The 24,455-nt window shown below is 57.6% G+C and carries 24 protein-coding genes and 1 tRNA gene; 8 read left to right on the top strand and 17 right to left on the bottom strand.

All coding sequences use genetic code 11. The features are described from left to right. Nucleotides 1-657 precede the first annotated feature (657 nt). A complete protein-coding gene (locus ACMGGH_RS02155; RefSeq protein WP_232948974.1) occupies nucleotides 658-993 on the top strand; it encodes a hypothetical protein in 336 nt (111 codons plus the stop codon). Between the two features lie 108 nt (nucleotides 994-1,101). Here the strand turns inward: ACMGGH_RS02155 and ACMGGH_RS02150 are convergent. Beyond that, nucleotides 1,102-1,177: transfer RNA gene (locus ACMGGH_RS02150), tRNA-Ile, on the bottom strand. Nucleotides 1,178-1,301: 124 nt separating this feature from the next. Between ACMGGH_RS02150 and mug the strand changes: the two genes are divergently transcribed. Beyond that, a complete protein-coding gene (gene mug, locus ACMGGH_RS02145) occupies nucleotides 1,302-1,808 on the top strand; it encodes a G/U mismatch-specific DNA glycosylase (protein WP_008503183.1) in 507 nt (168 codons plus the stop codon). Nucleotides 1,809-1,910: 102 nt separating this feature from the next. On the opposite strand, the gene rpoD is transcribed toward mug, so the two are convergent. From rpoD to rpsU, 3 genes are all read right to left on the bottom strand, one after another. Next, nucleotides 1,911-3,755 carry an RNA polymerase sigma factor RpoD gene (gene rpoD, locus ACMGGH_RS02140; RefSeq protein ID WP_028014473.1) on the bottom strand — a complete coding sequence of 615 codons (1,845 nt, stop codon included), beginning with the start codon at nucleotides 3,753-3,755 and terminating at the stop codon, nucleotides 1,911-1,913. 153 nt (nucleotides 3,756-3,908) lie between these two features. Then, the gene (dnaG, locus tag ACMGGH_RS02135; protein WP_028014472.1) at nucleotides 3,909-5,654 is read right to left on the bottom strand and encodes a DNA primase; all 1,746 of its coding nucleotides are present in this window, start codon (nucleotides 5,652-5,654) and stop codon (nucleotides 3,909-3,911) included. Nucleotides 5,655-5,769: 115 nt separating this feature from the next. After that, complete coding sequence (rpsU, locus tag ACMGGH_RS02130) at nucleotides 5,770-5,985, bottom strand: 30S ribosomal protein S21 (RefSeq protein ID WP_001144069.1); 216 nt, start codon at nucleotides 5,983-5,985, stop codon at nucleotides 5,770-5,772. Between the two features lie 236 nt (nucleotides 5,986-6,221). Between rpsU and tsaD the strand changes: the two genes are divergently transcribed. Then, nucleotides 6,222-7,235, top strand: coding sequence for a tRNA (adenosine(37)-N6)-threonylcarbamoyltransferase complex transferase subunit TsaD (gene tsaD / locus ACMGGH_RS02125; protein ID WP_047364618.1), 1,014 nt, complete (start codon nucleotides 6,222-6,224; stop codon nucleotides 7,233-7,235). Nucleotides 7,236-7,281: 46 nt separating this feature from the next. Here tsaD and ureG read toward each other — a convergent pair whose 3' ends face one another. From ureG to ACMGGH_RS02080, 9 genes are all read right to left on the bottom strand, one after another. Continuing rightward, nucleotides 7,282-7,899 (bottom strand): urease accessory protein UreG, encoded by a 618-nt coding sequence (ureG, locus tag ACMGGH_RS02120; RefSeq protein ID WP_126817105.1) that lies wholly within the window; start codon nucleotides 7,897-7,899, stop codon nucleotides 7,282-7,284. Nucleotides 7,900-7,908: 9 nt separating this feature from the next. Further along, complete coding sequence (locus ACMGGH_RS02115) at nucleotides 7,909-8,583, bottom strand: urease accessory protein UreF (RefSeq protein WP_126817106.1); 675 nt, start codon at nucleotides 8,581-8,583, stop codon at nucleotides 7,909-7,911. After that, entirely contained in the window at nucleotides 8,583-9,122 is a 540-nt protein-coding gene (locus ACMGGH_RS02110) for a HupE/UreJ family protein (protein WP_049138365.1), read from the bottom strand. Before ACMGGH_RS02110 ends, ACMGGH_RS02115 begins: the two co-directional genes overlap by 1 nt. A gap of 9 nt (nucleotides 9,123-9,131) precedes the next feature. Then, on the bottom strand, nucleotides 9,132-9,590 hold the full coding sequence (gene ureE, locus ACMGGH_RS02105; protein WP_048961248.1) for an urease accessory protein UreE: 459 nt from the start codon (nucleotides 9,588-9,590) through the stop codon (nucleotides 9,132-9,134). Between the two features lie 9 nt (nucleotides 9,591-9,599). Further along, nucleotides 9,600-11,303, bottom strand: coding sequence for an urease subunit alpha (ureC, locus tag ACMGGH_RS02100; RefSeq protein ID WP_028014466.1), 1,704 nt, complete (start codon nucleotides 11,301-11,303; stop codon nucleotides 9,600-9,602). Then, on the bottom strand, nucleotides 11,296-11,610 hold the full coding sequence (locus tag ACMGGH_RS02095) for an urease subunit beta (protein ID WP_028014465.1): 315 nt from the start codon (nucleotides 11,608-11,610) through the stop codon (nucleotides 11,296-11,298). Before ACMGGH_RS02095 ends, ureC begins: the two co-directional genes overlap by 8 nt. Before the next feature lie 10 nt (nucleotides 11,611-11,620). Then, nucleotides 11,621-11,923 carry an urease subunit gamma gene (locus ACMGGH_RS02090; RefSeq protein WP_041908071.1) on the bottom strand — a complete coding sequence of 101 codons (303 nt, stop codon included), beginning with the start codon at nucleotides 11,921-11,923 and terminating at the stop codon, nucleotides 11,621-11,623. A gap of 10 nt (nucleotides 11,924-11,933) precedes the next feature. Beyond that, on the bottom strand, nucleotides 11,934-12,761 hold the full coding sequence (locus ACMGGH_RS02085; RefSeq protein ID WP_232948973.1) for an urease accessory protein UreD: 828 nt from the start codon (nucleotides 12,759-12,761) through the stop codon (nucleotides 11,934-11,936). Nucleotides 12,762-12,898: 137 nt separating this feature from the next. Continuing rightward, nucleotides 12,899-13,912 (bottom strand): alpha/beta hydrolase, encoded by a 1,014-nt coding sequence (locus tag ACMGGH_RS02080; RefSeq protein WP_028014463.1) that lies wholly within the window; start codon nucleotides 13,910-13,912, stop codon nucleotides 12,899-12,901. A 143-nt stretch (nucleotides 13,913-14,055) separates the two neighbouring features. Here ACMGGH_RS02080 and ACMGGH_RS02075 point away from each other — a divergent pair, with 143 nt between their 5' ends. Further along, nucleotides 14,056-14,478 (top strand): MarR family winged helix-turn-helix transcriptional regulator, encoded by a 423-nt coding sequence (locus tag ACMGGH_RS02075; RefSeq protein ID WP_047367377.1) that lies wholly within the window; start codon nucleotides 14,056-14,058, stop codon nucleotides 14,476-14,478. A 41-nt stretch (nucleotides 14,479-14,519) separates the two neighbouring features. Here ACMGGH_RS02075 and ACMGGH_RS02070 read toward each other — a convergent pair whose 3' ends face one another. Continuing rightward, nucleotides 14,520-15,986: an MFS transporter gene (locus ACMGGH_RS02070; protein ID WP_028014461.1), complete on the bottom strand. Its 1,467-nt coding sequence runs from the start codon at nucleotides 15,984-15,986 to the stop codon at nucleotides 14,520-14,522. Between the two features lie 92 nt (nucleotides 15,987-16,078). Then, entirely contained in the window at nucleotides 16,079-16,693 is a 615-nt protein-coding gene (gene plsY, locus ACMGGH_RS02065; protein WP_014833311.1) for a glycerol-3-phosphate 1-O-acyltransferase PlsY, read from the bottom strand. A 107-nt stretch (nucleotides 16,694-16,800) separates the two neighbouring features. Here plsY and folB point away from each other — a divergent pair, with 107 nt between their 5' ends. Next, on the top strand, nucleotides 16,801-17,169 hold the full coding sequence (gene folB, locus ACMGGH_RS02060) for a bifunctional dihydroneopterin aldolase/7,8-dihydroneopterin epimerase (protein WP_045261137.1): 369 nt from the start codon (nucleotides 16,801-16,803) through the stop codon (nucleotides 17,167-17,169). Nucleotides 17,170-17,277: 108 nt separating this feature from the next. Beyond that, complete coding sequence (gene bacA, locus ACMGGH_RS02055; RefSeq protein ID WP_028014459.1) at nucleotides 17,278-18,099, top strand: undecaprenyl-diphosphate phosphatase; 822 nt, start codon at nucleotides 17,278-17,280, stop codon at nucleotides 18,097-18,099. Between the two features lie 13 nt (nucleotides 18,100-18,112). Here bacA and ACMGGH_RS02050 read toward each other — a convergent pair whose 3' ends face one another. Both ACMGGH_RS02050 and ACMGGH_RS02045 read right to left on the bottom strand, forming a co-directional pair. Continuing rightward, on the bottom strand, nucleotides 18,113-19,354 hold the full coding sequence (locus ACMGGH_RS02050; protein WP_028014458.1) for a multifunctional CCA addition/repair protein: 1,242 nt from the start codon (nucleotides 19,352-19,354) through the stop codon (nucleotides 18,113-18,115). Between the two features lie 60 nt (nucleotides 19,355-19,414). Next, nucleotides 19,415-20,035: a TIGR04211 family SH3 domain-containing protein gene (locus ACMGGH_RS02045; RefSeq protein WP_041911953.1), complete on the bottom strand. Its 621-nt coding sequence runs from the start codon at nucleotides 20,033-20,035 to the stop codon at nucleotides 19,415-19,417. 229 nt (nucleotides 20,036-20,264) lie between these two features. Here ACMGGH_RS02045 and ACMGGH_RS02040 point away from each other — a divergent pair, with 229 nt between their 5' ends. Both ACMGGH_RS02040 and glnE read left to right on the top strand, forming a co-directional pair. Further along, nucleotides 20,265-21,566: an inorganic triphosphatase gene (locus ACMGGH_RS02040; protein WP_232948972.1), complete on the top strand. Its 1,302-nt coding sequence runs from the start codon at nucleotides 20,265-20,267 to the stop codon at nucleotides 21,564-21,566. 21 nt (nucleotides 21,567-21,587) lie between these two features. Next, complete coding sequence (gene glnE / locus ACMGGH_RS02035) at nucleotides 21,588-24,443, top strand: bifunctional [glutamate--ammonia ligase]-adenylyl-L-tyrosine phosphorylase/[glutamate--ammonia-ligase] adenylyltransferase (protein ID WP_420299057.1); 2,856 nt, start codon at nucleotides 21,588-21,590, stop codon at nucleotides 24,441-24,443. The last annotated feature ends 12 nt before the right edge of the window (nucleotides 24,444-24,455 follow it).

Genomic DNA, 24,455 nt, shown 5'->3' with positions numbered 1-24,455 from the left:
TAGTATCTAAATAAAGACAGGTCACTGCGCAAAATACGGAAGAAAGGTATTACGATTCGGTAAAAAATCTGCAGATTGGACAGTGAGCAAAGAGATGATCACCCTTTCCCGTCCAGGGGGGCAGTGTGGGGGTAAAGATAAGGAGCACTCAGGCAGCTGGCAGGACAATCCTGGCCGTGAATACGGCTTGATAACGTAAAATTATCTGACTTACGCGTCAGGTGTAGGCGTAAACTACACGGCAGTTGAGCATCTGTATATCAATTGAAGGCACATATTGTTTCTAACGAATTTACGCTGGACATACGTACGTGTTTTAACCCGGTGAGATTGTCGCTGCTTTAAGATAGAGCCAACACCCTTGGAGTACAGGGTTGGCTTTTTTGTTGCGCGCGCGTGGGCTGTTGATTTTCCGGAACCCATTAGAACCAACGATTATGTTTTACATAAAAATAGGAAACGATGATGATCCATGCAAAGGTAGGTATACCAAAATAGTCAGGCAGGAAACGCGCGAAGAGATAAGCGCCAGCAACAATGAGTGCTATAGGGATGTAATAAATATAGGACTGCAGAAACCATAAGATTGCTCGTTTCATCTTTTTAATAACTCATGTCAATAATTGATCATCATTGTCATAAGGGGCAAGGAAGAAAATGAAAAAAAGCGGTAGAGTGGCAATTTATGTTCTGGTGGTGATTATTTTCTTTCTAACTATTCCAGAGGTCGTCGTTCGAGTACTCACTCCGGAGCAGTTTGCTCGATTGAGTGATTTTACAAGCTTTGGTGGCTTGTTCAGTCATATCCTTTCTTTATTGATTTTCCTTGGCTTAGCGTCAATTCTGCTGGGTGTACTTGCCATTTTTGTTACGAAAAATCTACCGGCATTTCGCTCGATACAAAAGCTAATCATGAAAACTGATCCACAAGGTGGTCGTCGAGGCGAAATTAAGCCTGTTCTGCTCTGCGTCATACAGTGGGGTCTGGATTGAAATCGGGTTCAGTTAAGAAGCAGGGTAACGATAAAGGTTCGCTATCAGTAACTTAGAAAAAATCCACTCGCTGGAGTGGCTTAATTATATGATTATAAAGCTAAAATTTGGTGGCCCCTGCTGGACTTGAACCAGCGACCAAGCGATTATGAGTCGCCTGCTCTAACCACTGAGCTAAGGGGCCGTGGCGGTGAATTATAAAGTAACTCCCCGCAGCAATCCAGCCATCCACACCTGCCTGCTGTTTTTATAAACAACGCATTATCAATCCTTTATACTTCCATAACGACGTATCAGCGGGAGTAAAGATGATCAACGACATTCTGGCCCCTGGCCTGCGGGTGGTGTTTTGCGGAATCAACCCGGGAAAGTCCTCGGCGCACACCGGCTTTCACTTCGCCCATCCGGGCAATCGCTTCTGGAAAGTGATCTACCAGGCCGGGTTTACCGACAGGTTACTCAAGCCGGAAGAGGAGCAGCACCTTCTGGACACGCGCTGCGGAATTACCATGCTGGTCGAGCGGCCGACGGTACAGGCAAGCGAGGTCAACCTGCATGAACTGCGCAGCGGCGGGCGGGAACTGGTGAAGAAGATTGAAGACTATCAGCCCGCCGCGCTGGCGATCCTCGGAAAGCAGGCCTACGAGCAGGCGTTCAGCCAGCGCGGGGCTAAGTGGGGCAAGCAGAGCATCATGATTGGCGTTACACAGGTGTGGGTGTTGCCGAATCCCAGCGGGCTCAACAGAGCGACGCTGGATAAGCTGGTGGAGGCCTACAGGGAGCTGGATGAGGCGCTGATGGTGCGGGGGCTTTAGCTCCTTTGCGGCCTGATGCCCTTACCCTGGCCCTCTCCCACGGGGAGAGGGAATAAACAAAAAAAAAGCTCCCGATTGGGAGCTTTTCGCTGTTTACCAGGATTAGTCGTCCAGGAAGCTACGCAGCACTTCAGAGCGGCTAGGATGACGAAGCTTACGCAGCGCCTTCGCTTCGATCTGACGGATACGTTCGCGGGTCACGTCGAACTGTTTACCCACTTCTTCCAGCGTGTGGTCGGTATTCATGTCGATACCGAAACGCATACGCAGCACTTTCGCTTCACGGGCGGTCAGGCCAGCCAGGACGTCGTGCGTGGCGGCACGCAGGCTCTCGGTTGTAGCCGAGTCCAGCGGCAGCTCGAGGGTGGTATCCTCGATGAAATCCCCCAGATGCGAATCTTCATCATCACCGATCGGTGTTTCCATGGAGATTGGCTCTTTGGCAATCTTCAGCACTTTACGGATCTTGTCTTCCGGCATCAGCATGCGCTCGGCCAGCTCTTCCGGCGTCGGCTCGCGGCCCATCTCCTGCAGCATCTGGCGGGAGATACGGTTGAGCTTGTTGATGGTCTCAATCATATGAACCGGAATACGGATGGTGCGTGCCTGGTCCGCGATAGAGCGGGTGATCGCCTGACGGATCCACCATGTCGCGTAAGTAGAGAACTTGTAACCACGACGGTATTCAAACTTATCTACCGCTTTCATCAGACCGATGTTGCCTTCCTGAATCAGATCCAGGAACTGCAGACCGCGGTTGGTGTATTTCTTGGCGATAGAGATAACCAGACGCAAGTTCGCCTCAACCATCTCTTTCTTCGCACGGCGGGCTTTCGCTTCACCAATGGACATGCGACGGTTGATGTCTTTGACCTGCTCGATGGTCAGGCCGGTCTCTTCTTCAATTTGCTGCAGCTTCTGCAGACCGCGATAGACATCGTCCTTCACGTCGTGCAGTTTTTCAGACCACGGCTTGTTCATCGCGATAGCCGCGTTGAACCAGGTTTCGCTGGTTTCGTTGCCGGTGAAGAGGGTGATGAAGTTCTTCTTCGGCATTTTGCACTGCTCAACGCACAGCTTCATGATGATGCGTTCCTGGGTGCGTACGCGATCCATCATCACGCGCATGCTGTTTACCAGGTAGTCGAACTGTTTTGGCACCAGGCGGAACTGTTTGAATACTTCAGACAGCTTCAGGATCTCTTCCTGAGCGGCGGCATGGCTGCGGCCTTTCGCTTTGATGGTGTCACGCGTTACTTCGTACTGGGTACGCAGCTCGGCAAACTTCTCGCGCGCCAGTTCCGGGTCGATGCTGTTGTCATCGTCCGCGCTGTCGTCGTCTTCTTCCTCATCTTCATCTTCGTCGTCATCCATCTCTTCCTGAGACAGCTCAGAACCGACGTGAGTGGCGGTAGGCGCCATATCTTCTTCAGCGTTCGGGTCGACAAAACCGGTGATCAGGTCAGACAGGCGCGCTTCTTCCGCTTCAACGCGATCGTACTGCTCCAGCAGATAGGTAATCGCTTCCGGGTATTCGGCAACAGAGCACTGAACCTGGTTGATCCCGTCTTCGATGCGTTTTGCGATGTCAATTTCGCCTTCGCGGGTCAACAGTTCAACGGTACCCATTTCGCGCATGTACATGCGGACCGGGTCAGTGGTACGCCCGATTTCAGATTCCACGCTGGACAGGACCTGTGCAGCAGCTTCTTCCGCATCTTCGTCAGTGTTGTTGGAGGTTTCAGCCAGCAACAGATCATCGGCATCCGGTGCTTCTTCCATCACCTGAATGCCCATGTCATTGATCATTTGGATGATGTCTTCGATCTGGTCTGAATCGACGATATCTTCCGGCAGATGGTCATTGACCTCGGCATAGGTCAGATAGCCTTGCTCCTTACCGCGTTGGACAAGAAGTTTCAGCTGTGACTGCGGGTTTTGCTCCATAAGACGGTATCCACACTTAATTCGTTTGATTGGTGTCGGCGATGGTGCTGCCAACCTTTAAAGCGAGGGCGTACTTATATTTTTGCCGCTGCCTCTCAGTGCGGCTGCCGGGGGCTTCCCGATCGATATTCGGCACTTAAGCCGTTAAATTTTTTATTTCTTCGCCAGTTCCTGGTTAATCATCCAGAGCTCCCGGCGTTCTTCGCTGCTTAAGCCATGGGTGCGCTCGCGAGCTATCAACTCTTCCTGGCGCAACTCAAGCATCGAATCAAACATATGGTTGAGCGAGTCGGTGAACGTTTTTTCTGCAATTTCCTTATCTGCTATATCGTCCCACATCGACAGTTTTTCAAGGGTAGCGGCCTCTTTTGTGCCGCGATAATGCTCTAAAAGTTGTCCGGTGGTCAGACCTGGCTGAGACAAACAAGTGTTGACCAGTTCTGAAAATAAGCCAAGTCCGGGCAACTTTTCGTGGTTCAAACCCGCCAGCGACGGCACTTGCGGAGCAAGTTCGGGGTTTTGCACCAGTAACCCTATCAGTATACGCATGGTTGTGCGTTTTAGCTGAGGCGCGGGGCGAACCGTGCCGTTTTCAGCCTGTTTAGGCATTAAACGTTCAAGCTGGCTGTCATCCAGGATACCGAGCTTGTTGCCTAACTCCTGACGCAGGTAGATGCGCAGCGTTTCGCCGGGCACCTGGCTGATTAACGGCAGCGCCAGAGTACTGAGCTGCGCGCGCCCGTCAGGGGTACTCAAATCCACCTGCGGCATCAGGCTGTTAAACAGAAACGTGGAGAGCGGCTGTGCCTGCTCCATCCGCGCTTCGAATGCCGCTTTGCCCTCTTTACGCACCAGCGTATCCGGGTCTTCACCGTCGGGCAGGAACATAAAGCGTAGCTGACGTCCGTCGGTCATATACGGCAGCGCGGTTTCCAGCGCTCGCCAGGCGGCGTCGCGTCCGGCTCGGTCACCGTCGTAACAGCAGATGACGTTGTTGGTCACCCTGAACAGCAGTTGAATATGATCGGCAGTGGTGGACGTACCTAACGACGCAACCGCGTAGTTAATGTCGTACTGCGCCAGCGCAACGACGTCCATATAGCCTTCGACGACCAGCAGACGCGGAGGTTCCGCATTGTCCTGCTGCGCCTCATAAAGACCGTACAACTGGCGGCCCTTATGGAAAATATCGGTTTCCGGAGAGTTGAGGTATTTCGGCAGGGCATCACCCAGCACGCGACCACCAAAACCAATTACCCGGCCACGCTTGTCGCGGATCGGGAACATCACCCGTTCACGGAAGCGGTCGTAGCTTCGTCCCTGGTCGTTAGTGACCAGCATGCCTGCGTCGATGAGGGATTTACGATCTTCGCTATTGCCGCCAAAACGCTTTAACACGTTGTCCCAGCCGGGCGGGGCGTAACCAATAGCGAAACGCGCAATCACATCGTCGCTCAGTCCGCGCTTGTTCAGATACTGACGCGCAGGCTCAGCCGCAGAGTGCTTAAGAGACTGTTGGTAAAACGAATTCAGGCCATCCATCAGTTGATACAGCGTTTGCCGCTGATGGCGCTCGATCTGACTTGGCCCACTGCCTGCTTCATACGGCACTTCAAGATTATGCATCGCCGCCAGTTCTTCGACGGTTTCAACGAACTCGAGCTTGTCGTAGTTCATTAAAAAATCGACGGCATTACCGTGTGCGCCACAGCCGAAGCAATGGTAAAACTGCTTTTCACCGTTTACGGTGAAGGAGGGGGTTTTTTCGTTATGGAACGGACAGCACGCATGGTAGTTCTTGCCCTGCTTTTTCAGCTTTACCCGCGCGTCGATGAGATCGACGATGTCGGTTCTGGCGAGCAGGTCATTGATGAAAACGCGTGGGATTCTTCCGGCCATATGCCCCAAAAATTTAAGCGACTTATAAACGAAAACAAGCCGCGCATTCCTTCCGGAAGCACGGCCTTACGACTACAACTCTGTCTGTCAATTGAGGGCGTTGGCCCTCAACAGATTAGTACAGACGAGTACGGCGTGCGTTTTCGCGAGCCAGTTTCTTCGCGTGACGTTTCACAGCGGAAGCTTTAGCGCGCTTACGTTCGGTCGTTGGTTTTTCATAAAACTCACGACGACGAACTTCAGCCAGAACACCTGCTTTCTCGCATGAACGTTTGAAGCGACGCAGTGCTACGTCGAACGGCTCGTTTTCACGTACTTTAATTACCGGCATGTAACTCTCACCTTTAATAAATTCGGTTTGCCGCTGGCATCAACGCCAGCTTATTTCAAAATGGTGCGGAATTTTACTGCAAATGCTGCTGCTTTGTAAAGCACCGATGCGATTTTGAAAGGGACTTTAATAAGGGTGGGGAGTATACACGAGCCTTCTTCCTGGGGCGAACAAAGTTTTACATCAACCCGCCCAGGCTCTACACTGCGCGGTATTGAAACGAGGTAAAACAAGTCATGCGTGTACTGGGTATTGAAACATCCTGCGATGAAACCGGCATCGCCATTTACGACGACGAAAAAGGGCTTCTGGCCAACCAGCTGTATAGTCAGGTGAAATTGCACGCTGACTACGGCGGCGTCGTACCTGAACTGGCCTCTCGTGACCACGTGCGTAAAACGGTTCCCCTGATTCAGGCGGCGCTGAAAGAGGCCGGATTAAGCTCAACCGATATTGACGCCGTAGCCTATACCGCAGGGCCGGGTCTGGTCGGTGCGCTGCTGGTCGGCGCGACGGTAGGGCGTTCGCTGGCCTTCGCGTGGGACGTTCCCGCCATTCCGGTTCACCACATGGAAGGGCATCTTCTGGCACCGATGCTGGAAGAGAATCCGCCCGAATTCCCGTTCGTGGCGCTGCTGGTCTCCGGTGGGCATACCCAGCTGATTAGCGTAACGGGTATTGGCAAGTACGAGCTGCTGGGCGAGTCGATCGACGACGCCGCCGGCGAAGCGTTCGATAAAACCGCCAAGCTGCTGGGTCTGGATTACCCAGGCGGCCCGATGCTCTCTAAAATGGCGTCGCAGGGAACGGAAGGGCGCTTTGTTTTCCCGCGCCCGATGACCGACCGTCCGGGGCTGGACTTCAGCTTCTCCGGGCTGAAAACCTTCGCGGCGAATACTATCCGCAATAACGACAACGACGAGCAGACCCGCGCCGACATCGCCCGCGCGTTCGAAGATGCGGTAGTGGATACGCTGATGATCAAGTGCAAGCGTGCGCTGGATCAGACCGGCTTCAAGCGTCTGGTGATGGCGGGCGGCGTCAGCGCCAACCGCACGCTGCGCGCGAAGCTTGCGGAGATGATGCAAAAGCGTCGCGGGGAAGTGTTCTACGCGCGTCCGGAATTCTGTACCGATAACGGGGCGATGATCGCCTACGCCGGTATGGTGCGCCTGAATGCGGGGGCAACGTCCGACCTGAGCGTGTCCGTGCGTCCGCGCTGGCCGCTGGCGGAACTGCCTGAGGCGTAACCCCCTCACCCTAACCCTCTCCCCACAGGGAGAGGGAAATTTACGACTACACCCGCAGCATCCCTTTCTCTTCCAGAAACGCAATAATCGTCCCCAGACCGTCACCCGCCTTCAGGTTGGTAAAGGTCCACGGGCGCTCGCCGCGCATGCGATTGGTATCACGCTTCATCACCTCCAGCGACGCACCGACGTACGGCGCGAGGTCGGTTTTGTTGATCACCAGAAAATCGGATTTGGTGATCCCCGGTCCGCCCTTGCGCGGGATTTTTTCCCCTTCGGCCACGTCGATCACGTAAATAGTCAGGTCCGCCAGCTCCGGGCTGAAGGTCGCGCTCAGGTTGTCGCCGCCGCTTTCAACGAAGATCAGATCCAGATTACCGAACTTCTCGCTGAGTGCTTCTACCGCCGCGAGGTTCATTGAGGCATCTTCACGGATGGCGGTATGCGGGCAGCCGCCCGTCTCCACGCCCACGATGCGCTCCGGCTCAAGCGCGCCCGCCTCGGTGAGGATGCGCTGATCCTCTTTGGTGTAGATATCGTTAGTGACCACCGCCAGATGGTACGTGTCGCGCATCGCCTTGCAGAGCGCTTCCAGCAGCGCGGTTTTGCCCGATCCTACCGGACCGCCCACGCCCACGCGCAGGGGATGTTTGTAATCAGCCATGTTGACTCCTCAGGAACGGAATAGTCGTGAATATTGTGTTTCGTGGCGCGCGGAGGCGATGGCCGACAGTGGCGTAGCTGCCCCCAGCGCGTCGTCGCCACGTAAAAATGCCTGTTCAAACCCGGCGGCAAAATGGTCGCTCAGCTCGATAATCAGCTGCTGCGCCGCCTGCTGTCCGAAGGGGACGAGCTTGACGCCCGCCATCACTGCGCTCTCTATCCAGCTGTAGCCGAGGCTCAGCGCCAGCTCGCGCGCGCCAATGCCCCAGCGCACGCCGAGCCACGCCATGCCGCAGAGCTGGCTCTGCGCAAACAGCGGCAGCCACTCTGCCGGGCAGTTCGGCTCCCAGCTTTTAATCAGGCGCGTAAAGGCCGCCCCACGGTTGCGCTCCTCTTCGCGCAGCTCGCGCGTTTCCCGGCAGGCGAGCAAATATGCCGTCCAGCGTTTTGCTGCCGCGACGTCCTGCTGTTCGCAGGCCCGGAACAGCCGGATAAATATCGGCAGATCGACGCAGAAAAAGCTCTGCTCCATCTGCTGGATCTGCCAGCGTCTGAAGGCGTCGGTGCTCGTAACCCAGCCCGCCTCTACGGCCCACTCCAGCCCCTGCGACCAGGTAAACGACCCGACCGGCAGGCTGCTGCTGGAGAGCTGCATCAGGCGCAGCCACTGGCGGGCGTGCTCCATCAGCTCATCAGCGCCAGCAGGGCGGAGACAATCAGCCCGCCGCCGAAGGTTTTACGCAGCCCGTCGTGACGGCGCAGCAGCAAGCCTGCGGCGAAACTGGCGCACAGCACCGTCGCGCTGGCGAACATAAACCCGCTGGTGAACAGCCAGAAGCTGTGGCCAGACATCTCCACCCCGTGCGCCCAGCCGTGGAACATCGCCAGGGCAGGCACCGCCAGCAGCAGGCGGTTTTCAGTTTTAAACATCATCACCCCGCAGACCGCCAGCGAGGCGATAATCAGCATCTCCATGCCGCTAAAGCCGCCGAGCAGGCTGCCCGCAACGGCGCCGACAAGCATCATGCCGAGGGTGGCAAACGGCAGCAGGAGCTTGCGGCCGCTCAGGGCAGATAGCACGCCAGCCCCGGTCAGCATCAGCAGGTGATCCAGCCCGGTCAGCGGATGGAAAAACCCAGCCTGAAAGCTGTCGGCGCCGTGGCCGGGATGCGCGAGCGCGGGAACGGAAAAAGCCAGCAGTAATAGCGGTAAATACTTGCGCATGATTGATCCTTAATGTGAATGAGCGTGAGAGTGACTGTGGGCATCGCTGGCATACGCGCCCGCTTCCGGTTCAAACGGCAGGCTGGCGTAGGTCACGTCCAGCCCGAACTGGCGCAGCATGTCGTCGAGAACGTGATCGTGGTGATAGCGCAGCTCGCCGGGCATGACCTGCAGCGGCACGTGGCGGTTGCCCAGGTGGTAACAGGCGCGGGCGAGCAGGAACGGATCGGCGCAGCGCACCACGGAAACCGACTCCGGGGCAGCGATCACTTCGATCACTTCGCTGCCGTCGTCGGTGGTCAACAGGTCGCCCCCACGCAGCAGCAGGCCGCGCGGCAGCATCAGTCCGGCTTCGCGCCCGTCGTTAAGCGCCACGCGGGCGCGGCTTTTCACCCGCACGTCAATCGGCAGCGTGACGCTGGCGGTAGTCGGATGCGCGTGGTCCAGGCGTTGGGTCAAATAGATCATCTTCACTCCTCAAAACAGGAAATAGCGTTGCGCCATCGGCAGAACGTCAGCCGGTTCGCTGGTAATCAGTTCGCCGTCGACGCGTACCTCGTAGGTTTGCGAATCGACGGTGATGTTCGGTTGCAGAGCGTTATGGATCATGTCCGCCTTTTTCACCGTCCGGCAGCCTTTTACCACCGCCGTGGCGCTCTGCAGGCTGAGCTGCTGCGGGATGCCGTTCGCGTGGGCCGCCTGAGAAACAAACGTCAGCCGCGTGGCGTGACGTGCTGCGCCCAGCGCGCCAAACATCGGGCGGTAATGCACCGGCTGCGGCGTGGGGATCGAGGCGTTGATGTCGCCCATCGGCGCGCAGGCGATCATCCCGCCTTTGACGATGGTGGCCGGTTTTACGCCAAAGAAGGCGGGGGACCAGACCACCAGATCCGCCAGCTTACCCGCCTCAATCGAACCGACTTCATGGGCGATGCCGTGGGTCAGTGCCGGGTTGATGGTGTATTTGGCGACATAGCGCTTCACGCGGAAGTTATCGTTATCGCCGGTCTCTTCCGGCAGCGCGCCGCGCTGGACCTTCATACGGTGCGCCACCTGCCAGGTGCGGATAATCACTTCCCCGACGCGACCCATGGCCTGCGAATCTGACGAGGTGAGCGAGAACGCGCCGATATCGTGCAGCACGTCTTCCGCGGCGATGGTCTCCCGGCGAATGCGGGATTCGGCAAACGCCACGTCCTCGGCGATATCCGGGTCGAGGTGATGGCAAACCATCAGCATGTCGAGGTGCTCGTCGATGGTGTTCACCGTGTAGGGCAAGGTCGGGTTGGTGGAAGAGGGCAGAATATTCGGGTGCGCGCAGGCGGTGATGATATCCGGCGCGTGGCCGCCGCCCGCGCCTTCGGTGTGGAAGGTGTGGATCGTGCGCCCGCCGATGGCCGCCAGCGTGTCTTCAACAAACCCGGACTCGTTCAGCGTGTCGCTGTGCAGCGCCACCTGAATATCCATCTCTTCGGCCACCTCCAGCGAGCAGTTGATCGCCGCGGGCGTCGCGCCCCAGTCTTCGTGGATCTTCAGCCCGATGGCGCCGGCGGCGATCTGCTCGCGCAGGGCGTCCGGGTTGGAGCCGTTACCTTTGCCGAGCAGGCCAATATTCACCGGCAGCGTATCGGCGGCCTGCAGCATGCGGGCGATATACCACGGCCCCGGCGTGCAGGTGGTGGCGTTGGTGCCCGCCGCCGGTCCGGTGCCGCCGCCGATCATGGTGGTGACGCCGGAGACCAGCGCCTCTTCCGCCTGCTGCGGGCAGATCCAGTGGATGTGGGTGTCGATCCCGCCAGCGGTGACGATCTTCCCCTCGGCGGCAATCACTTCCGTCGCGGCGCCGATCGGGATCGTCACGCCGGGCTGAATGTCCGGGTTCCCGGCTTTGCCGACGGCGAAGATCCGCCCGTTCTTCACGCCGATATCGGCCTTCACGATCCCCCAGTGGTCGACGATCAGCGCGTTGGTGAGAACCAGATCCACGCAGCCGTCAGCTGTCATCTGCCCCTGACCCATGCCGTCGCGGATCACCTTCCCGCCGCCGAACTTGACCTCTTCGCCGTAGACCGTGAGATCGTCTTCCACTTCGATCCACAGCTCGCTGTCCGCCAGCCGCACCTTATCCCCGGTAGTGGGGCCGAACATGTCGGCATACGCCTGACGTGAAATTTCAGCCATGTTTCACCTCGCCCATGACCTCGCCGCGAAAGCCAAAAATGCGCTGCGCGCCCGTCACCTGCACCAGCGTCACCTCTCGCTTCTGGCCTGGCTCGAAGCGCACGGCGGTACCCGCCGGAATGTTCAGCCGGTAGCCCCTGGTGGCTTCGCGATCAAACTTCAGCGCCGGGTTGACCTCGTAAAAGTGGTAGTGCGATCCGACTTGGATCGGCCTGTCGCCGTGATTTTCAACAACAACACTTTGGGCTTCACGCCCGACGTTGATCGCAATAGTGCCGGGCTGGATCTGGTATTCACCTGGGATCATCACGTGCTCCTTACACGATCGGGTTGTGGACGGTGACGAGCTTGGAGCCGTCCGGGAAGGTGGCTTCCACCTGAATATCCGGGATCATCTCCGGCACGCCCTCCATCACCTGATCGCGCGTCAGGACGTGGCGGCCCGCCTCCATCAGCGCGGCGACGGTTTCGCCATCGCGCGCGCCTTCCATGATGAAGGCGCTGATCAACGCGACCGATTCCGGGTAGTTGAGCTTTACCCCGCGCGCAAGGCGGCGTTCGGCAACCAGCGCGGCGGTAAACAGCAACAGCTTGTCTTTTTCTCTGGGGGTCAGTTCCATAACGTTTCTCTTATGTCTGCCAGATGCGCGGCGAACAGGCGGTTTTGGTGGTGAGAAGCGGGCGAAGCGACTGCCAGATGTCGCGCATCGCCCGCTGGCAAATCAGGTTGTCGTGGGAGAGAAAACGCACCGACAGCAGAGCGTCGGTGAGCGTTGCCCCCGCAAAATGGCCCAGAGGCGCGAGCAGCGCGCGCACCGTGTCGAGATGATCTTCCCGGGCCGGATAGAACAGCAGGGTGCCGATCCACGGGTGTCCGGCCACGGGCGTGAGATCGCCGTCGCCGAGGTGCTGGCGCTCTATCAGGCGCGGTTCGTCATCCACCCACACCTCAAGGCGGCTCTCCAGCGTGCCGTGGCTGTAGGTCTCACCGATTACCGGGCGGCCCAGGCAGTACAGCTCCCACGCCAGCAGCGTGCTGGAGGCCTTAAGGTGGAAGACGGAACGCAGCGCGGCGTTCGCGCCGGGAAAGATAATGGTGTCCTGCGGCAGCCACTCCAGCGTGGCGTTTTCATCAAGATAAAAGTGCTGGCTCAGACGCGCCTGCGGGCCGCTGCTGCGGTAGAACTTGCTGGCGCCGGGCATGGTGATAAGCGCGTGGCTTTTGGCATCGAGCCGAACGGAAATATCCAGCGTATCGCCGCCCACGACGCCGCCGGGCGGGTGCAGCAGATAGAGGTGGCAGGTTTTTCCTTCGGGATAAAACGGACGTTGTACGGTGAGCGGCCCGACGTGTCGAGCGGAACGCAGGAGGGTTTTCTCAGGGGTGTGACAAAACTGCAGGGCAAGCGACGCCTGCCAGCCTTTATACGTATTATCAGTGACCTGAGCTGCTAACATGCTGCTTCCATCTGCGCATCATCGGGGTCGTTTCAGTATGCCCTGGCGGAAATGAAGGCTGTCATATGAGTCGCTTATGGATAGAGGAAATTAAAAAGCACGGCCCGGGGCCGTGCTCTGTGTGAAGCATGACGATCCTATTTCAGGTGGTCATGCAATGCTGCACCTGCCTGCTCAAGGGCGACTTTAACCGTTGGCTCCTGGCTCAGCGGGTTAAGCAGGCCGTAATCGTGGATCATGCCGTTATAGCGCGTGACGGTCACCGGGACGCCAGCCGCATCCAGTTTACGCCCGAATGCTTCACCTTCATCCCGCAGAACGTCCAGCTCAGCTGTCTGAATCAGCGTCTCCGGGAAGCCTTTCAACTGTGCAGTGCTGGCGCGAAGCGGAGAGGCAAGGATATTGTTACGATCGGCAGCGCTGGTGGTGTAGTTATCCCAGAACCATTTCATCATGTTTTTTGACAGGAAGTAGCCATTTTCGAACTGGTGATAGGAAGCCGTATCAAAGCTGGCGTCCGTCACTGGCCAGAGCATCACGTTGTAGCGAATTTTTGGCCCATTAAACTGTTTGGCCTGCAACGCCACTGAAGCCACCATGTTGCCGCCCACGCTGTTACCTACCAGGCCCAGACGGCTGCCGTCCACGCCAATTTCCTGGCCGTGCTCGGCTACCCATTTTGTCGCTTCATAGGCCTGATTGATTGCCACCGGGAAATGGGCTTCAGGTGACGGTGTGTAATCAACGTAAACCGCTGCGGCGCCTGATGCACGAACCAGATCGCGGATTAAACGTTCGTGGGTTGGAAAATCACCCAGCACCCAACCGCCACCGTGGAAGAACATAAATACCGGGAGCGTACCGGCAGCATGTTCAGGCTTCACAATTTTAAGGGCGATCGTCTGGCCATTGACCTGGATCGTTTTTTCAGTCACCTGAGCGGGCGGCAATTTTGCTCCTTGCTGTGCGCCGATCAGTACCTGGCGGGCCTCCTGCGGGGTCATCTGTTCCATCGGTTTCCCTTTGCCAGCATTCAGGACATCAAGAAATGCCTGTACGCCTGCGGTCGGGGCTGGAGTATTGGTGGTTTGAGCGGATGCCGCGGCTGACGCGAAGACGGAAGAAATCAGGATGGCGGTTAATGTTTTCATGGTGGTACCCCTTTTAACGTATTTGATTGGATAACTAAATAGTGCGCTACTTAGTTGTTGGTGTAATACTTGCGCGCAAGATACTTTTAGTCAAACATTATTTATAATTTTTTTTAGACAACAGATTCAGGGTTGATAGAAAAATGAAAGAAAACAAAACACTAGATGATTTATTGTGCTTCTCGCTGTACTCGGTCACCAATGCGTTCGTGCGCCAGTATCGCCCTCTGCTGCAGGAGATGGATCTGACCTATCCGCAATTTGTTGTTTTGATGGCGCTTTATGAGAAAGACAACATCCCGCTTCGCGATCTCAGCGATAAAACCTATTTTGATTCAGGCACATTGACCCCGCTGGTCCAGAAGCTTGAGGCAAAAGGTTTTCTCAACCGTATCGCGGTTGTGGGGGATGAAAGGATGAAAAATGTCGTATTGACCGATAAAGCGAAAGAACTGAAAAAGCAGGTGATGGCGCTGCCGGACCAGATTCGATGCAGCATGCGGATGAATGATGATGAGCTGGAAATGCTAAAAAAACTCTCCCGAACGCTGCTGGAAGATTTGTAAGCGCACTTCGGTGGGGGGGAACCCACCGAAGCGATGTGTCGTTACCGGTAGTCCTCCGCATCCACATCATACCCGGACGGCTCCCAGCGGATCGCCAGCAATGACGCCAGACCGATAAACGGCGCCAGCGCAATCACCCAGAACACGGCGGTGTCGAGAGATGCGACCAGCAGCGGGAACAGGAACAGCGACAGCGTGGAGCTGCTGCGCATCAGCGTCTGGTTGAGACCCACGCCCACGCCGCGCAGCGAGGTCGGGTAGCTCAGCGAGGCGAACGTCATGGTATGCGCGCCCGGGCCAAATCCCTGACCGAACAGGAAAAGCGCCAGCATCGCCACGGCAAGCACCCCTTCAGAGGCACCGTCCGGTCGACCAATCAGCGCCAGCCCCAGCAGCGCCACAAGCTGACAGGCGTAACCCGCCAGCGACATCCGCCACGCGCCGAAGCGCGGCACGTAGCGCACCGCCAGTAATCCGCCGATAAACGCAAAAAGCAGGTTCAGCGCCAGCGAGATCACAATAGTGGTCAGCATAGACTGCACGAAGAAGCTTGAAATAATCACCGGCAGGCCAAAGGCCACGGCGTTATAGGCGAACGAGGAGACGACGGACAGCAGCGTGGCGAGCGTGGTACGCCGCAGATAGATGCCGCGGAACAGGTTCAGATAGTTCGACCATTTGGCTTTATTCACGACAGGCGCAGGCTGGGTGAGCGCATCCTGCGGGACGTGAGCGTTAATATTGTACGACTGCCGCAAAATGGACGCCGCCTCTTTCAGGTTGCCCTGATTCGCCGCCCAGACCGGCGATTCGCTCATATAGCGGCTGCGGATGGCGATAATCACCAGCGCGGGTACTGCACCAAAGCCGAGAATCAAACGCCAGAGCCAGTCGCTGTGGCTTTCCGGCAGCACTGCATAGAAAAAGAGAACCAGAAGGTAAGAGATGCTGATCGCCGCATACCAGGTAGGGCACCACATCGCGACGCTGGAGGCCTTATTGCCCGGCCCTTTCAGCCTGGCAAACTCGCTCAGGAACGCCATCGCCACGGGAAGGTCGATCCCCACGCCAAGGCCCATTACAAAGCGCGCGCCCGCCAGCACATATTCATTCGGGGCCAGCGCGCAGGCGATAGCGGCGACGACAAAGAATACCATGTCGGCCATAAAGACGCGGTAGCGCCCGATTTTATCCGTGAGGTAACCGCCGAGCAGCGCCCCGACAATGGCACCAAAGGTAATCGCCGAGGCCACCATGCCGGTACCGGCGGGCGTCAGGTTAAATTCGCGGGTAATGTCTTTAATGCCGAACGCCAGCGCGCCCAGATCGTAGGCATCGAGGAAAATCCCGCCCAGAGCGATACCCACCACGATCCGGGCGTTAGCCCGGCCCTGTGAGCCGTCATTAACGAGACGTGAAACGTCCGATGCACTGCGCACCCACTGAATGTCGCCATCAGGGGGAATTCCTGCCGTTGAAAGGGGAGTTGTGTCTGTGATTTCTGCCATTTTCTTTTTGTGTGGTTGTGTTGTGTCTCTAACAGTTACCACAGGCAGAAGGTGACAAAAATCACATTTGGTTATAAGGCATAACTAACCGCCTACTCGGGATCTTTTTTCTTTCGCTTGAGCTTCGTCCAGATCTTCGTTTCCTGGCGTCGCCACAGGCGCTGGATATTGTCGTGATGACGCAGCAGGATCAGGCAGGAGAGCATCGATACCGGGAAGGTGAATTGGGGTTTAAACCACCAGACGTAAAACGGGGCGATCAGCGCGCTGACGATGGCACCCAGCGACGAATAGCCGCTCAGCAGAATGGTCAGCAGCCAGGTCCCGGCCATGACGCCGGTTAAGTCCCATCCGATGGGCGCGATGGCACCAAAGGCGGTCGCCACCCCTTTGCCGCCTTTAAAGCCGAAGAATACGGGCCAGATATGGCCGACGCAGGCGGCGATGGCGATGAGCCCCAGCCAGAACGGCGTGACGCCCAGCGCATACGCGCCCCAGACGGGTAGCATCCCCTTCAGAACATCAAAAATCAAAACCGCTACGGCTGCTCCCTTGCCGCCAATTCGAAGCACGTTGGTCGCTCCCGGATTCCCGGAACCACTTTCACGCGGGTCAGGTAACCCGGCAATGCGGCAGACCAGAATGGCGCTGGAGATTGAGCCGCAAAGATAGGCGAGGAGGATCATTCCAGGCGCGATTGCACTCATAACGCTGTTCCGTTTTGAAAATGTATCTGTATTCTCAGCATCTGTGGATAATACGCATAATTCGCCGGAAGTGGTATCCGGTTTAGCCAAAAAGCAGGCAGGTCGTGATGGATATTGTATTTATAGAGCAACTTTCGGTAATCACCACAATTGGTGTTTACGACTGGGAACAGACCATCGAGCAGAAACTGGTGTTCGATATCGAAATGGGATGGGATAACCGCAAATCGGCAAAAAGCGATGACGTGAATGACTGTCTGAGCTATGCCGACATCAGCGAAGCGGTGATCGGCCACGTGGAAGGACAGCGTTTTGCGCTGGTGGAACGGGTGGCGGAAGAGGTGGCGGATCTGCTGCTGACCAAATTCAACTCACCGTGGGTACGCATTAAGCTGAGCAAGCCGGGGGCAGTGGCGCGCGCGGCCAACGTAGGCGTGATTATCGAGCGTGGCACAAATCTGAAAGGAAACAATTAACGTCATAATTGCTAAACCATTTTAGGTTATATCGGTCTTAAGGCTGTATCTTTCACGGTAGCCGTTAGGGGCGACCGTTTTTTTATATCTTTTTTTAGGGGTTTATAGATGAGCGATATGCACTCGCTGCTGGTGGCGGCAATTCTGGGTGTGGTCGAAGGATTGACGGAGTTTTTACCGGTTTCCAGTACGGGCCATATGATTATCGTTGGCCATCTGCTGGGCTTCGAAGGCGATACCGCAAAGACGTTTGAGGTGGTAATTCAGCTGGGCTCGATTCTGGCGGTGGTGGTGATGTTCTGGCGTCGCCTGTTTGGCCTGATCGGCATCCACTTTGGCCGTCTGCCGCAGCGTGAAGGAGAGGGCAAAGGCCGCCTGACGCTGATTCACATCCTGCTCGGGATGATCCCGGCAGTGGTATTGGGGCTGGTATTCCACGACACCATTAAATCGCTGTTTAACCCGATTAACGTCATGTACGCGCTGGTGGTGGGCGGTTTCCTGCTGATTGCCGCGGAAGTGCTGAAGCCAAAAGTCCCGCGTGCGGAAGGCCTGGACGATATGACCTATCGTCAGGCGTTTATCATTGGCTGCTTCCAGTGTCTGGCGCTGTGGCCGGGCTTCTCCCGTTCAGGTGCGACCATTTCAGGCGGGATGCTGATGGGCGTGAGCCGCTACGCGGCGTCCGAGTTCTCGTTCCTGCTGGCGGTGCCGATGATGATGGGCGCCACCGCGCTGGACCTTTACAAAAGCATTGGCTTCCTGACCACAGGCGATATTCCGATGTTTGCCGTGGGCTTTATCACCGCCTTTATCGTGGCGCTGATTGCCATCAAAACCTTCCTGCAGCTGATTAAGCGTATCTCGTTCATTCCGTTCGCGATCTACCGCTTTATCGTCGCGGCTGCGGTGTACGTGGTCTTCTTCTGATAACCGATTGCCCTCACTCTTTCGGCTGAGGGCAACGCTTTTCCTTCCACGCGGTAACCGCGTCAATCCGCCGTTTGGTTAGCTCCTCGCGAATCTCCGGGCCTTTAAATCCTGCCTCAACCACGTCTTTCGTTGGCACCGCTTTTGCGACTTCCCACGCTTCGCGCAGCAAACGCCCCTGGGGATAATCGGACGCTTCAAACCCGGTGCGGCCGCGCACGTCCGCTTCGCTGGTGAGCGCAATCTGCTCCACGCGCTGCGGCTTGCGCCAGGCGTCGATATTATCGAACAGCTTCACGATGGTGGCGGGCTTCAGGATCGGGAAGGTATGGATCAGGTCGTGGAACTCGGCGACCAGCTTTGCCAGATCGCGGATGTCATTCGGCACGCGCAGACGCTGGCAGAGCCCGTCAACCAGCTTTACCCCCGCCGGACCGTGCCCGTGATGGCGCGGCCAGAACTCTTTCGGCGTTAAGCCTTTGCCGAGATCGTGGCACAAGGTGGAAAAACGTACGTCCACCTCAGGGCTGAGCATGGCGGCCATGCTCAGCGTCATCAGCGTGTGCACGCCGGTATCAATTTCGGGATGCCATTTCGCCGGTGCGGGCACGCCAAACAGCGCGTCGATTTCCGGGAACAGCACCTTCAGCGCGCCGCAGTCGCGAAGAACCTGGAAAAAGACCTGCGGGTTGCGGGTGGTGAGGGCATTTTCCGTCTCTTTCCAGACGCGCTCCGGCGTCAGGTGTTCCAGCTCGCCCGCCTCGGTCATGGCCGTCATCAACGCCATCGTCTCATCCGCAATACGGAAGCTCAGATGCGCGTAACGCGCGGCAAAACGCGCCACGCGCAGCACGCGGAGCGGATCTTCAGAAAATGCCGGGGAGACGTGACGCAAAAGACGATCGCGCAGGTCGTCCTGCCCGCCGTAGGCGTCGATGATATGGCCGTTTTCGTCCTGGGCCAGGGCGTTAATGGTGAGATCGCGGCGCAGCAGATCCTGCTCCAGCGTCACATCCGGCGCGGCGTAGCAGGTGAAGCCCGTATAACCGGAACCGGATTTCCGTTCGGTACGCGCCAGGGCGTACTCTTCCCGGCTTTTCGGATGCAGGAACACGGGAAAATCGCGGCCTACCTGCTGGTAGCCCGCGTCGAGCATCTCTTCCGGGGTGGCGCCCACCACCACCCAGTCTTTATCTTTGACCGGCAGACCTAACAACGCATCACGTACCGCACCACCGACCAGATAACTCTTCACGCCCAACTCTCCCGTTTTCTCTTTTCCAGAATGATACGTAAGTCTGGCAGAGAAGACGAATTAGTTCATCCAGCGATCTTTACGCTTACGGCTTGGGATCAGATGTGGCAGAACCAGACCCAGCACCAGACCAACGCCCAGCACGCCGCCACCATACATAAACCACTGCATGATAATGGTGCGCTGTTTGTCATCAAGCTGCAGGTTCGCGGCGTTCACTTTTTTCTGCGCGACGATCAGCTCGTTTTTGAGCTTTTGATTCTCTTCTTTCAGACCGTTGATCACGCCGTCGCTCTGCGCCACTTTCTGCTGCATTTCAGCGGTGCGCTGGTTCCAGGTCCCGTCGATGTTGTTCAGCTTGTCGGTCAGTGTCTTCACCTGGTTTTCCAGATCCGGCACGCGGGTGCGCAGGCTTGGCACGGTGCTCAGCTCTTTCATTGGGATCCAGGAGGTACGGCCGGAACTGTCGCGAACCTGACCGTAATTGGTCTCCGCGTTGGTCTGCAACAGGGTGACTTCCTCGCCGGCATTCACCGTGCCCACGAGGCGATAATTATCTCCGGGGCCACTGCGCACCCAGGTGTTAAGTTCGTCAGAAACGTAACGCTTCTCTTCAGCGTGCACTGCGGTTGCGGCGCTTAAAGCGAGTAAAGTAAGTCCAATCAGGCGTAATTTAAGCATCATTAGTCGTTATTTTCATAAAAAGTGGAACGATAGTAGTGGCAACAGTGTCTCTACGCAAAGCATTCATCAGCAATCAGAATCATCTGTGTCACGACTCTACACATTTACGCCCGACAAATTGCTCATTGCATGGCAATTTGGCGCAAAATACTATGTACTGACAAACAAATGGCGAGGAAGTTCGCCCTCATTGACGCGTCTGTGACGCCCGCAAAAGTACAAGGCTATGGCTCAGGAAATCGAATTAAAATTTATCGTCGAAAAAGACAGCGTTGACGCGCTCCGTCAGCATCTGAATACGCTCTCCGGCGAGCACCATGAACCCGTACCGTTGCTCAACATCTACTACGAAACGCCGGACAACTGGCTGCGCAACCACGATATGGGGCTGCGCATCCGCGGCGCGAACGGACGCTACGAGATGACGATGAAAATCGCCGGCCGCGTGGTCGGCGGTTTGCATCAGCGCCCGGAATACAATATCGACATCAGTAAGCCAGAACTTGAGCTGGAACGTTTCCCGGCGGAAGTCTGGCCGGAAGGCGAACTGCCCGCCACGCTGGCAGGGCAGGTGCAGCCGCTGTTCTGCACCGATTTCGCTCGCGAGAAATGGCTGGTGACGGAAGGCAAGAGCCGCATTGAAATCGCGCTGGATTTAGGCGAGGTGAAGGCGGGTGAGTTCCAGGAACCGATCTGCGAGCTGGAGCTGGAACTTCTGGAAGGCGATGCGAGCGACGTGCTGAAGCTGGCGCGCAAGCTGGTAAGCCAGCCGGGTTTACGTCAGGGCAGCTTGAGCAAAGCGGCGCGGGGCTACCACCTGGCTGCCGGAAATGCGCCACGCGTGCTGAGAGAGACTCCGATTTTGCGTGTCGTCCCGAAAGCCAGCATTGAACAGGGCATGGAAGCGGCGCTGGAGCTGGCGCTCTCCCAATGGCAGTACCATGAAGAACTGTGGGCGCGTAACGTCAAAAATGCCAAAAAACAGGTGCTGGCCGCTATCGGACTGGTGCGTCATACCCTGACGCTGTTTGGCGGTATCGTACCGCGTAAAGCTAGCGCTCACTTACGCGATCTGCTGACCCAGACCGAAACGCTGCTGCTTTCCGACGTGTCGGCGCAAACCGCGCTTTATAGCCCGCAAAATGCCGCGGCAAAACTGGCGCTGACCGAGTTTCTGGTGACGCGCGGCTGGCGCGTCTTCCTCGATGCAAAAGCGCAGACCAAAATCGCGGACAACTTTAAACGCTTCGCGGATATCCATCTTTCCCGCCACGCCGCCGAGCTGAGAACCACCTTCGCGCATCCGCTGGGCGACCAGTATGGCGACCAGCTTCCCCGCCTGGCGCGTAATATCGACAGCATGTTGCTTCTGTCGGGAGCGTACGAGGGCGTGAAGGCGCAGGCCTGGCTGGAGAACTGGCAGGGGCTTAAGCATGCCATTGAGACCCGTCAGCAGATTGAGATCGAGCATTTCCGCAACGAAGCCATTTCGCAGGATCCATACTGGCTGCACAGCGGAAAACGTTAATTCTGGCAAGGAACCCCTGATATGCCGCTTTCTTCGCAGTTACAGCAGCACTGGCAAACCGTTTGCGAACGTCTGCCCGAGTGGTTACCCGCGTCATCGTTAAGCGAGCAGGCGAAAAGCGTGCTCACGTTCAGTGATTTTGTGCAGGAGAGCGTCAGCGCCAATCCTGACTGGCTGGCAGAGCTGGAAAGCGCGCCGCCGCAGGCTGATGAGTGGCGGCACTATGCTGGCTGGCTGCAAACCGCGCTGGCAGAGGTGGCGGATGAAGCCACGCTGATGCGCGTTCTGCGTCAGTTCCGTCGCCGGGTGATGGTGCGCATTGCCTGGGCGCAGGCGCTGGAGCTGGTGAGTGAAGAGAGCACCTTGCAGCAGCTGAGCGAACTGGCGCAGACGCTGATTGTCGCCGCGCGGGACTGGCTCTACGCCGCCTGCTGTAAAGAGTGGGGCACGCCGTGCAGCGAAGAAGGGGTTCCGCAGCCGCTGTTGATTCTGGGGATGGGCAAGCTGGGCGGCTGCGAGCTGAACTTCTCCTCGGATATCGACCTGATCTTTGCCTGGCCGGAGAATGGCGCCACGCGAGGCGGTCGTCGCGAGCTGGATAACGCCCAGTTCTTTACCCGACTCGGGCAGCGTCTGATTAAGGCGCTGGATCAGCCTACGCAGGACGGCTTTGTTTACCGCGTGGACATGCGCCTGCGCCCGTTTGGCGACAGCGGCCCGCTGGTGCTGAGCTTCGCCGCGCTGGAAGATTATTACCAGGAGCAGGGGCGCGACTGGGAGCGTTACGCGATGGTCAAAGCGCGGATCATGGGCGACAGCGACGACGCTTACGCCAATGAGCTGCGTGCCATGCTGCGCCCGTTCGTGTTCCGCCGTTACATCGACTTTAGCGTGATCCAGTCCCTGCGCAATATGAAAGGGATGATCGCCCGCGAGGTGCGCCGTCGCGGCCTGAAGGACAACATCAAGCTTGGCGCGGGCGGCATCCGCGAAATCGAATTTATCGTTCAGGTCTTCCAGCTGATCCGCGGCGGGCGCGAGCCGTCGCTGCAGTCCCGCTCGCTGCTGCCGACGCTGAGCGCCATTGAGCAACTGCATTTGCTGCCGGACGGCGACGCGCAAACCCTGCGCGAGTCCTATCTGTTCCTGCGCCGTCTGGAAAACCTGCTGCAAAGCATTAACGACGAACAGACCCAGACGTTGCCAGGCGATGAGCTGAACCGGGCGCGCCTGGCCTGGGGCATGCGGGTGGATGACTGGTCAACGTTGACCGAACGGCTGGATGCCCATATGGCAGGCGTTCGCCGCATCTTTAACGACCTTATTGGTGACGACGAAAGTGAATCGCCGGACGATGCGCTCTCCGAGCACTGGCGCGAACTGTGGCAGGACGCGCTTCAGGAAGATGACACCACGCCGGTGCTGGCGCACTTAAGCGACGACGCCCGCCATCGCGTGGTGGCCTTGATTGCCGATTTTCGTCTCGAACTGAACAAGCGCGCCATTGGCCCGCGCGGTCGGCAGGTGCTGGATCATCTGATGCCGCACCTGCTGAGCGACGTCTGCTCCCGCGAGGATGCGCCAGTGCCGCTGTCGCGCATGATGCCGCTGCTGAGCGGGATTATCACGCGTACCACCTATCTTGAACTGCTGAGCGAGTTTCCCGGCGCGCTGAAGCACCTGATTACCCTCTGCGCCGCGTCGCCGATGGTAGCCAACAAGCTGGCGCGATACCCGCTGCTGCTGGACGAACTGCTCGACCCGAACACGCTCTATCAGCCGACGGCGACGGACGCCTACCGCGACGAGCTGCGCCAGTATCTGCTGCGCGTGCCGGAAGAGGACGAAGAGCAGCAGCTGGAGGCGCTGCGTCAGTTTAAGCAGGCCCAGATGCTGCGCGTAGCGGCAGCGGATATCGCCGGTACGCTGCCGGTAATGAAAGTGAGCGATCACTTAACCTGGCTGGCGGAGGCGATCATCGACGCGGTAGTCCACCAGGCGTGGGTGCAAATGGTGGCCCGCTACGGCCAGCCGAAGCACCTTGCTGACCGCGAGGGGCGAGGGTTTGCCGTGGTTGGTTACGGCAAGCTGGGCGGCTGGGAGCTGGGCTACAGCTCCGATCTGGATCTGATTTTCCTGCACGACTGTCCGGCGGACGTGATGACCGACGGCGAACGTGAGATTGACGGGCGGCAGTTCTACCTGCGCCTGGCCCAGCGCATCATGCACCTGTTCAGCACCCGCACTTCGTCGGGCATTCTGTACGAGGTGGACGCGCGTCTGCGCCCGTCCGGCGCGGCAGGCATGCTGGTCACCTCGACGGACGCGTTTGCCGATTATCAGAAGAACGAAGCCTGGACGTGGGAACATCAGGCGTTAGTGCGCGCCCGCGTGGTGTACGGCGATCCGCAGCTCAAAACGCAGTTCGATGCGATCCGTAAGTCAGTCATGACGACCCCGCGAGAGGGCAGCACCCTGCAAACTGAAGTGCGTGAAATGCGTGAGAAAATGCGCGCGCATTTGGGTAACAAACATCGCGATCGCTTTGATATTAAAGCCGATGAGGGCGGGATTACCGATATTGAGTTCATCACTCAGTACCTGGTGCTACTGCATGCCCACGACAAGCCGAAGCTGACGCGCTGGTCCGATAACGTGCGCATTCTGGAACTGCTGGCGCAAAACGACATTATGGACGAGCAGGAGGCGCAGGCCTTAACCCGCGCCTACACCACGCTGCGCGATGAGCTTCATCACCTGGCATTGCAGGAACAGCCGGGCCACGTGGCGCTGGACTGTTTTACCGCAGAGCGCGCCCAGGTGACGGCAAGCTGGCAGAAATGGCTGGTGGAGCCGTGCGTAACAAAACAAGTGTGATATTATCGCGCG

Source organism: Enterobacter sp. BNK-16 (assembly GCF_048684955.1).
Lineage (GTDB): Bacteria > Pseudomonadota > Gammaproteobacteria > Enterobacterales > Enterobacteriaceae > Enterobacter > Enterobacter bugandensis.
Note: the sequence above shows the minus strand (reverse complement) of the source record. Positions and strands in the feature narration are given on the sequence as shown.

What these genes read in the sequence shown, in the direction of transcription:
- ACMGGH_RS02155 (WP_232948974.1), top strand. Translation starts at nt 658, where the DNA reads ATGAAAAAAAGCGGTAGAGTGGCAATTTATGTTCTGGTGGTGATTATT.
- mug (WP_008503183.1), top strand. Translation starts at nt 1,302, where the DNA reads ATGATCAACGACATTCTGGCCCCTGGCCTGCGGGTGGTGTTTTGCGGA.
- rpoD (WP_028014473.1), bottom strand. Translation starts at nt 3,755, where the DNA reads ATGGAGCAAAACCCGCAGTCACAGCTGAAACTTCTTGTCCAACGCGGT.
- dnaG (WP_028014472.1), bottom strand. Translation starts at nt 5,654, where the DNA reads ATGGCCGGAAGAATCCCACGCGTTTTCATCAATGACCTGCTCGCCAGA.
- rpsU (WP_001144069.1), bottom strand. Translation starts at nt 5,985, where the DNA reads ATGCCGGTAATTAAAGTACGTGAAAACGAGCCGTTCGACGTAGCACTG.
- tsaD (WP_047364618.1), top strand. Translation starts at nt 6,222, where the DNA reads ATGCGTGTACTGGGTATTGAAACATCCTGCGATGAAACCGGCATCGCC.
- ureG (WP_126817105.1), bottom strand. Translation starts at nt 7,899, where the DNA reads ATGGCTGATTACAAACATCCCCTGCGCGTGGGCGTGGGCGGTCCGGTA.
- ACMGGH_RS02115 (WP_126817106.1), bottom strand. Translation starts at nt 8,583, where the DNA reads ATGGAGCACGCCCGCCAGTGGCTGCGCCTGATGCAGCTCTCCAGCAGC.
- ACMGGH_RS02110 (WP_049138365.1), bottom strand. Translation starts at nt 9,122, where the DNA reads ATGCGCAAGTATTTACCGCTATTACTGCTGGCTTTTTCCGTTCCCGCG.
- ureE (WP_048961248.1), bottom strand. Translation starts at nt 9,590, where the DNA reads ATGATCTATTTGACCCAACGCCTGGACCACGCGCATCCGACTACCGCC.
- ureC (WP_028014466.1), bottom strand. Translation starts at nt 11,303, where the DNA reads ATGGCTGAAATTTCACGTCAGGCGTATGCCGACATGTTCGGCCCCACT.
- ACMGGH_RS02095 (WP_028014465.1), bottom strand. Translation starts at nt 11,610, where the DNA reads ATGATCCCAGGTGAATACCAGATCCAGCCCGGCACTATTGCGATCAAC.
- ACMGGH_RS02090 (WP_041908071.1), bottom strand. Translation starts at nt 11,923, where the DNA reads ATGGAACTGACCCCCAGAGAAAAAGACAAGCTGTTGCTGTTTACCGCC.
- ACMGGH_RS02085 (WP_232948973.1), bottom strand. Translation starts at nt 12,761, where the DNA reads ATGTTAGCAGCTCAGGTCACTGATAATACGTATAAAGGCTGGCAGGCG.
- ACMGGH_RS02080 (WP_028014463.1), bottom strand. Translation starts at nt 13,912, where the DNA reads ATGAAAACATTAACCGCCATCCTGATTTCTTCCGTCTTCGCGTCAGCC.
- ACMGGH_RS02075 (WP_047367377.1), top strand. Translation starts at nt 14,056, where the DNA reads ATGAAAGAAAACAAAACACTAGATGATTTATTGTGCTTCTCGCTGTAC.
- ACMGGH_RS02070 (WP_028014461.1), bottom strand. Translation starts at nt 15,986, where the DNA reads ATGGCAGAAATCACAGACACAACTCCCCTTTCAACGGCAGGAATTCCC.
- plsY (WP_014833311.1), bottom strand. Translation starts at nt 16,693, where the DNA reads ATGAGTGCAATCGCGCCTGGAATGATCCTCCTCGCCTATCTTTGCGGC.
- folB (WP_045261137.1), top strand. Translation starts at nt 16,801, where the DNA reads ATGGATATTGTATTTATAGAGCAACTTTCGGTAATCACCACAATTGGT.
- bacA (WP_028014459.1), top strand. Translation starts at nt 17,278, where the DNA reads ATGAGCGATATGCACTCGCTGCTGGTGGCGGCAATTCTGGGTGTGGTC.
- ACMGGH_RS02045 (WP_041911953.1), bottom strand. Translation starts at nt 20,035, where the DNA reads ATGCTTAAATTACGCCTGATTGGACTTACTTTACTCGCTTTAAGCGCC.
- ACMGGH_RS02040 (WP_232948972.1), top strand. Translation starts at nt 20,265, where the DNA reads ATGGCTCAGGAAATCGAATTAAAATTTATCGTCGAAAAAGACAGCGTT.
- glnE (WP_420299057.1), top strand. Translation starts at nt 21,588, where the DNA reads ATGCCGCTTTCTTCGCAGTTACAGCAGCACTGGCAAACCGTTTGCGAA.